This window comes from Pseudoalteromonas rubra, from assembly GCF_005887095.1.
GTDB lineage: Bacteria > Pseudomonadota > Gammaproteobacteria > Enterobacterales > Alteromonadaceae > Pseudoalteromonas > Pseudoalteromonas rubra_E.
In genome coordinates, this window is the sequence record NZ_PNCI01000119.1 from 1 (window position 1) to 470 (window position 470).

General features: G+C 51.5%; 1 protein-coding gene. It reads left to right on the forward strand.

The genetic code is table 11. From position 1 onward, the window contains the following. Positions 1 to 298 (forward strand): hypothetical protein (locus tag CWB99_RS24720; protein WP_249332098.1); only part of this gene is annotated, 298 nt, incomplete at its 5' end. Between the last annotated feature and the right edge of the window lie 172 nt (positions 299 to 470).

A 470-nucleotide genomic window follows, 5' to 3' on the forward strand; every position in this document is an offset into this window, starting at 1 on the left:
AGCGCTCAAGTCCTTTGACTGTGGTAACGCGGTTCAGGATATCGTACTCAAAGGTGGTAGGCGTGTCTTCGGCGTTCAGCGCCCGGCTGGTCAGGTTCCCCATCGCATCAAAAGTGTAGCTGTGCTGCTGGATATAACGATATTCACTGCTCTGAGCAACCTTGTGTGCTTTTTTTACGGCCCGTCAGGTCGTTGTCTATCAGGGCCGCGCATTAACGCCGATTCAGAAGCGTCCACCACATCACCCACCCAAAAACCCAGACTGAATGCCTATGATTTTGGGTGGGTGTCCATGTAACTTTCACTCTCCTGAGCAACCTTGTGTGCTTTTTTTACGGCCCGTCAGGTCATTGTAGTCGTTGTCTATCAGGGTGGCGCATTAACGCCGATTCGGAAGCGTCCATCACATCACCCACCCAAAAATCCAGACTGAATGCCTACGATTTTGGGTGGGTGTCCTTGTAACTGCA